The 7410-nt window shown below is 70.4% G+C and carries 4 protein-coding genes; 2 read left to right on the top strand and 2 right to left on the bottom strand.

Annotation, left to right across the window (positions count from 1 at the left end):
• Together RMO04_RS12525 and RMO04_RS12520 are read right to left on the bottom strand one after the other, a co-directional pair.
• On the bottom strand, positions 1-924 hold a 924-nt coding region (locus tag RMO04_RS12525; RefSeq protein ID WP_309645116.1), incomplete at its 3' end, for a M2 family metallopeptidase.
• Positions 925-1017: 93 nt separating this feature from the next.
• Positions 1018-1191, bottom strand: coding sequence for a hypothetical protein (locus RMO04_RS12520; protein WP_309645115.1), 174 nt, complete (start codon positions 1189-1191; stop codon positions 1018-1020).
• A gap of 198 nt (positions 1192-1389) precedes the next feature.
• Here RMO04_RS12520 and RMO04_RS12515 point away from each other — a divergent pair, with 198 nt between their 5' ends.
• Together RMO04_RS12515 and RMO04_RS12510 are read left to right on the top strand one after the other, a co-directional pair.
• Positions 1390-6444 carry an alpha-2-macroglobulin gene (locus tag RMO04_RS12515; protein ID WP_309645114.1) on the top strand — a complete coding sequence of 1685 codons (5055 nt, stop codon included), beginning with the start codon at positions 1390-1392 and terminating at the stop codon, positions 6442-6444.
• Positions 6441-7410 (top strand): transglycosylase domain-containing protein (locus RMO04_RS12510; RefSeq protein ID WP_309645113.1); only part of this gene is annotated, 970 nt, incomplete at its 3' end. The genes RMO04_RS12515 and RMO04_RS12510, both read left to right, overlap by 4 nt.

Below are 7410 nucleotides of genomic sequence, written 5' to 3'. Positions count from 1 at the left end.
GACCATTTTCACCGGGTCGTAGCCGCCGTCTTCCAGGAGCTTGTCGAGGCTGTAGCTGGAGGCGGCGGTCTTCGGCTGGACCAGGTCATAGATGTTGCCCCACTGCTGGCCCCACATGTTGCCCAGCAGATCGGCGCGGATCGGGCCGGTGCGCTTCTGGATCGCGTCGCCATACTTGTCGTTGAGGCGGGCGCGAACGTAACAGTGCAGGTTCTTGTAAAAGGGCTCGACCTGCGTCCAGAGGCGATCGGTCTCGGCGGCGAAGGCGTCGGGCTCCATGTCGTAGTTCGACCGCCACAGGGCCCCGGTGTCCTTGAACCCGAGCCCGGCCGCGCCCTCGTTGGAGAGCGCCGCGAGCTTGGCGTAGTCGGCCTTCATCGCCGGCGCGACCGAATGCCATCCTTCCCACGCCGCCTTGAGCTCCGCCGGATCGCGGCTCTTGGCCATGATGTCCTCGGCGTCGTTCAGGGTCAGCGTCTTGCCGCCATGCTGGAACTTGCCGCTGGAATAGGCGGAGTTGAGCCGCGTGCTCAAGGTTGCAAGCTCCCCCGCCGCCCCTGGCCGGTCCGGCGCCGGCGACACGAGGAAGAGTTTCAGCAGCTTGAGTTTGCGCGCGGTCACCGGATCGACCGCCACGCCGTCGTAGCGGGCCGCCTGCATGGCGTAACGGGTGACCAGCTGGTTCTGCTCGCCGGTGGCCTTGGCCTCCAACCACTGGGTGTCGGCGGTAATGTAGGTGGCGCGCACCCACGAGGCCCTCGACACATACTTGTTGAATTCCGCGAGGTCGGCCTCGGCCTTGTCGACGAAGGCCTTGGCCTCTGTCGGCGTGGGCTTGGGCGGCGTGGGTTTGTCGGTCTGCGCGGCGGCGGGCCCAAGGGCCAGCAGGGCGACCGCCGTGGCGGCCAGCAGCTTTGATTTCATGGCGAAGACGTTCCTGGTCGGTGGCGCGATGCGCGCTTCTGCCGAGGACTGGACCGCCGTGCGCCGACGCCGTCAAGAGACGCGGAGGAACGCCTAGGCGCGGCCCTCGGAGGAGGCGCGCCGGATCGCCGACTCCACGGCGGCCTGTGCGCCGGACTGGCTTATGTCCACGCCCTGATCGACGGTTTCGCCCTCTTCATCCACGATGCGCCAGGCCCAGCCGGCCTCGGCGTGGGACAGGCAATAGGCGAACGGCTTTTCCGTCATAAACGCCTCCAACATTCATGCTGCAATGCGGCATCGGTCGATCATAGCGACTCCAACGCCCATTTGAGTCAAGCGTTGCAGCCGACCGCGCCGCAACACGAAAATGTTGACTGGATCACGGGGCCAACCCCCGATTGACGCTGAACTGGCTTTCGCGTCCCATCGGCCCTGCGGCAGTCTGGCGATGGGGAACAGGTCATGGCGAGCGACGAGACGCCGAACCCGCCCGCGCAGGCCGCTGGACTCCGCGCCTGGGCCCAGAAGGTGCGCGCCAGCCGGGTGCCAGGCGCCGTGGCCGCCGGCCTGCTCGTGGCGGCGTTCGGCGGGGGCTTTCTGGCGGCCAAGGGCATCGACGGCTTCGGCCAAGCCAAACCCGCCGCGACCGCACCCGGGGCGCAAGGCTGGTCCCTGTTCGGCAAGCCACGCAGCGCGGGCGCCCCACGCCGCGGCGTCCCAAAACCCGAGGGCTTCGCCGTCTGGCGCAACCGCATCGACACCTCCAAGTCCGAGCCCCTGGCCTGCGTGGAGCTGACCCGGCCGCTGGACGCCTCCAAGCCCTATGCCGACTTCGTGCTGGTCTCACCCGACCTGGGCCGCAGCCCGGCGGTGTCGGTGAGGGGGTCGGAGCTCTGCGTCGCGGGTCTCGGTTTCGCCGACCGCCGCGTGACGCTGCTGAAGGGCCTGCCGGCCAAGAATGGCGATGTCCTGGCCGCCAATGCCGACGTCGACTTCGTGTTCGGCGAGAAGCCGCCCTATGTGGGCTTCGCCGGCGAAGGCGTGATCCTGCCGCGCGAGGACGCCGACGGCATCGGTATCGAGACCGTCAATGTGAGCCGACTGCAGATCGAGGTCTGGCGGGTGGTCGACCGCAACCTGGTCCGCAAGTCGATCAGCGCCCCCGATCCGTCCGGGGAAGGCCAGTATCCCGACGAATACGGCTCCGACAGCGCAGACGACGAGGGCCGCGTGGTCTGGAAGGGCGAGATCGCCGTCCAGACCCAGGGGGCCGGAGAGCGGACCACCACCGTTTTCCCCCTGGGCGCGGTGCTGAAGGAGATGAAGGCCGGCGCCTATGTGGTGAAGGCCAAAGACGCCTCAGGCGGACGTGGCCTCAAGACCGACGATGGCGGGACAGACGAAGGCTACGACCCCAATCCCCCCGCCCAGGCCCGGCGCTGGGTGGTGTTCACCGACATGGCGCTGGCGGGTTACGACGGCTCCGACGCCTTCGACGTGGTCGTGCGGTCGCTGAAGACCGCCAAGACCTTGTCGGGCGTCCGCGTCGCCCTGGTGGCCCGCAACGGCGAGGACCTGGCCGAGGCCAGGACCGACGCCCAGGGCCATGCGAAGTTCGACCGCCCGCTGCTGGAAGGCGAAGGCGCCGCCGACGCCAAGATGGTCATGGCCTATGGCCCGCAGGGCGACCTGGCGGTGCTGGACCTCGATCGCGCGCCGGTCGACCTCTCCAAACAGGGGATCGGCGGGCGCAACCAGGAGGGCGGCGGCGTCTCCGGCCGCTCCGTGGCCGCGGCCATCGACGGCTATCTCTACGCCGACCGCGGCATCTATCGGCCCGGCGAGACCGTCCACCTGAACGCCCTGCTACGCGACCGCGAGGCCAAGGCCGTCAAGGACCGCAAGGGCGCCATCGTGGTGCGCCGACCCTCGGGCGTGGAGTTCAAACGCTATCCCTTCGACGGTAGCCCCAATGGCGCGGTGACGGTCGACATCGATGTGCCCAGGAGCGCGCCGCGCGGCCGCTGGACGGCGAAGCTGGAGATCGAGGGCCTGGACAAGCCCGCCGGCGAACTCTCGTTCTCGGTCGAGGACTTTGCCCCGCAGCGCCTGGCCGTCACCGCCGTCGGCCAGGAAGCTGTAGCCATGAAGGGCGGCGAGACCCGCAACATCGACGTCACCGCCCGCTTCCTCTACGGCGCGGCGGGGGCGGGGTTGCAGACCCAGGGCGAGGCGCGGCTGCGGGTCGACGCCGATCCGTTCCCGCAGTTCGAGGGCTATCAGTGGGGCGACCAGCGCACGCCCTTCGAGGAGAAGTTCCTGGAGATCGGCCAGACCGTCACCGACGGAACCGGCCGCGCGGTCCTGGCCATTTCCTCGGCGGAGGCGGGCGACACCGCCCAGCCGCTGAGCGCCACCTTCACCGCCAGCGTCTTCGAGCCCGGCGGACGTCCGGTGCGCGAGGGCCTGGACCTCAAGGTCCGCACCAAGCCGCTCTATCTGGGCGTCAAGATCGACCAGGGCGACACCGACGCCCGCGGCGACCCGACCATGCTGCTGGACATCATCGCCGCCGATACGGCGGGCAAGCGGGTGGCCGCCAAGGGCGCGACCTACAGCCTGGTGGCGGAGAACTGGGACTATGACTGGTTCCAGCAGGACGGCCGCTGGCAATGGCGGCGGACCAGCCGCGACGTGGTCGTGGCGCGCGGCACGATCAATATCGAGGCCGGCAAGCCCGCGCGCATCGCCCGGCGCTTGGGCTGGGGCGACTATCGCCTCGAACTCACCGGACCGGGCGGCGCGGCGAGCCTCATCCGCTTCGCCTCGGGCTGGGGCGCGCCGGCCAAGGACGTGGAGGCGCCCGACTTCGTGCGCGTCACCGCTGGACCAAAGACCTATGGCCAGGGCGACACGGTCGAGATCACGCTGAAACCGCCCTATGCGGGTGAGGCCCAGATCGCCGTGGCCACCGACCGGCTGATCGACTTCAAGACGGTGACCGTCGGCAAGAACGGCGCGACCGTGCGCCTGAAGACCAACGGCGCCTGGGGCGGCGGGGCCTATGTGCTGGTCAGCGTCATCCAGCCGCGCGACCCAGTGGCCGCGCCCAAGCCGCGCCGGGCGCTGGGCCTGGTCTATGTCCCGCTCGATCCCAAGAACCGCCGGCTGGACGTGGCCCTGGGCACGCCGGCCAAGGTGGATTCCAAGGCCGTGCTGGAGGTGCCGATCACCATCAAGGGCGCGGGCTTCGGCGGCCGGGCGCGGGTCACGCTTGCGGCGGTGGACGAGGGCATCCTGCGCCTCACCCGCTTTGAGAGCCCCGACCCGGTGAAATGGTATTTCGGCAAGCGGGCGCTGACACTCGACTATCGCGACGACTATGGCCGCCTGCTGGATCCGAACCTGGGGGCCCCGGCCAATGTGAGCTTCGGCGCCGACGGCATCGGCGGCGAAGGACTGACGGTCACGCCGATCAAGACCGTGGCCCTGTGGTCGGGGGTGGTGGAGACCGGCTTGGACGGCAAGGCTGTGATCAAGCTGCCGGCGCCGGAGTTCAACGGCGAGCTGCGCCTGATGGCCGTGGCCTGGACCGACACCGCTGTCGGCGCGGCGTCCAAGCCGCTGACCGTGCGTGAGCCCGTGGTGACCGAACTATCGCTGCCGCGCTTCCTGGCCCCAGGCGACAAGGCCTTCGCCACCCTCGAACTGCACAATCTGGAGGGGAAGGTCGGATCCTACATCGCCGAGCTCACCGCCCAGGGCGGGGTGATCGCGCCCTTCCGCAAGGCCTTCCAACTGGCGCTGGGCCAGCGGATCGCCGAGCGGATTCCGTTCAATGCGCCCCTGCGGGCCGGGATCGGCAAGGTGGGCTTCAAGGTCACCGGACCCGGCTTCTCCACCGCTCGCGACTATCCCATCCAGACCCGGCTAGGCTGGAGCCCGATCACCCGCACGACCATCGAACTGCAGCAATCCGGCGCGTCCTACACCCCGGTCCCCGGCCTGCTCGCCGGGCTGGCGGCGGGGGACGCGACCCTTCAGGTCAGCTACTCGCCGTTCCGCGGCTTCGATCCCGGGCCGATCGCCCAGGCCTTGTCGCGCTATCCCTACGGCTGCACCGAGCAGACCGTGTCGGGCGCCTATCCGTTGCTCTACGCCCAGGAGGTGTCGTCCGACCCGAAGTTGCGGCGCACCTCGGCGGCGCTGAATTCCGCGGTCGGCAAGCTGCTGGACCGCCAGACCCTGGACGGCGCCTTCGGCCTCTGGCGGGTGGGGGACGGAGAGGCCGACGCCTGGCTGGGCGCCTACGCCACCGACTTCCTGATCGAGGCCCAGAAGGCCGGGGCCCCGGTGCCGCAACAGGCCATCGACCGGGCGCTCACCGCCATGCGCCAGATCTCGCGGCCCGAGGGCTGGGCCTCGGTGTCCTACCGCCTGGAGTATCCGGCCTGGTGGGCGGGCTCGCCCGACGCCTCGAAGAAGGCCACGGCGACCATGCGCAGCCGAGCCTCGGCCTATGCGCTCTATGTTCTGGCCAAGGGGGGCAAGGGCGATCTGGCTCGCCTGCGCTGGTGGCACGACGTGCAGATGAAGACTGAGGCCTCGCCGCTGGCCAAGGCCCAGGTCGGCGCGGGCCTGGCCCTCATGGGCGACCGGTCGCGCGCCCGCTCGGCCTTCCGTCAAGCGGTGCGGTCCCTGGGCTATCGCGAGGAGAGCGACTGGTACCAGAGCCCGCTTCGCGACATCGCCGCGGTCATCGCGCTCGCCTATGAGGCTGGCGAAACCGACCTCGCCCGCGGCCTGCAAGGGCGGCTGGAGAACGCGGTCAAGGACCCGGACGCGCTCAACACCCAGGAACAAGCGCGCCTGCTGCAGGCCGCCCACTGGATGCTGAAGGCGGCGGGCCGGATCAACATCGCCGCCACCGGCGCGATCCCGCTCAAGGCGGCCGGCGGCGCCCCGCGCTGGGCGGTCGGCAAGCTCGCCGAGGCGAAGTTCGTCAACGCAGGCTCCGGCGCGCTCTGGCGGACGGTGACGGTGACCGGCGCGCCCGTGGCGCCGCCGGCTCCAGAACAGAATGGCATCACGCTGTCAAAACGATTGATCGGCTTCACCGGCGGCGCGGTCGATCCCGCCGCGCTCAATCAGGGTGATCGGGTGATCGTCCTGGTCTCCGGGCGCTCGGGACAGGCGCGGTCCATGGCCCTGGTGGTCGACGATCCCCTGCCGGCCGGCTTCGAGATCGAGACGGTGCTGGGTCCGGACGACGCTCAGAGCGGACCGTTCAAGTTCCTGGGCGAGCTGACCAGCGCCGACGTCCAGGAGTCCCGTGACGACCGCTATGTGGCCGCTCTGGATCTTCAGGGGAACGCGCCCTTCGCCTTCGCCTATGTGGCGCGCGCCGTGACGGCGGGCGAGTTCCTGTTGCCCGGCGCCCAGGCCAGCGACATGTACCGCCCGAGCCTCAACGCCCGGACGGCGGCCGGCCGCACGGTGATCGCGCCCGGGCAATGAGCGGCGGCGTTTCCGGTGGGGTCCGGCGACTGACGCTGGGCCTCATCGTCCTGCTCGGCGTGGAGGTCGCCGTATTCGCGCTCGACGCCCTGCTGCCGCCCGACCTGTCGCGGGGACAGCGGTCGTCGCCCGTGGCCCTGGATCGACGCGGCGCCTGGCTGCGCGCCCTGCCTGTGGAGAATGGGCGGTGGCGGATCCGCGCTGATCTGGCTCGCACCGATCCGAGCTTCCAGCGCCGTCTGATCGCGGTCGAGGACGAACGTTTCTGGCTGCACCGCGGGGTCGATCCGCTGGCTGTCCTGCGGGCTGGCGGCGGCGCCATCGCCAGCGGCGCGGTCACGTCCGGCGCCTCGACGCTTACCATGCAGACCGCGCGACTGCTGGAGCCCCGGCCGCGCAACCTGGGCTCGAAACTGATTGAGATGGTGCGCGCGGTTCAAATCGAGGCGCGGCTGTCGAAGCGCGAGATCTTGGCGCTGTACCTGACCCTCGCGCCCTATGGCGGCAACCTGGAGGGTGTGCGGGCGGCCAGCCTCTCCTACTTCAGCCAGGAGCCCGAAACCCTGACGCTCGGCCAGCAGGCCCTGCTGATCGCCCTGCCGCAATCGCCGGAGGCCCGCCGCCCAGATCGACGTCCGGAGGCCGCTCGCGCCGCGCGGCGACAGGTGCTGGACAAGCTGATCCGCGCCGGTTCGATCACCGAGTCCGAGGCGACGGAGGCCGAGAGCGAGCCGCTGCCCGGCCGGGCGCCGTTCCCCGCCATGGCTTGGCACGCGGCCGGCGAGCTGGCCCGCGCCGCACCGGTCAGCCAGGCGAGCGTGGTCTCCACCCTGGACGCGCGGCTGCAATCGAAGCTGGAACCCCTAGCCGCCGCCGTAGCGCGCGCCCAGGGCCAGGAGGCGACCGCCGCCATCCTGGTGGTGGAGATCGAGGGCCGCGCCGTGCGCGCCGCCGTGGGTTCGGGCG

Source organism: Phenylobacterium sp. (assembly GCF_031412415.1).
In the GTDB taxonomy this organism is placed as follows: Bacteria; Pseudomonadota; Alphaproteobacteria; order Caulobacterales; family Caulobacteraceae; genus Phenylobacterium.
Note: the sequence above shows the minus strand (reverse complement) of the source record. Positions and strands in the feature narration are given on the sequence as shown.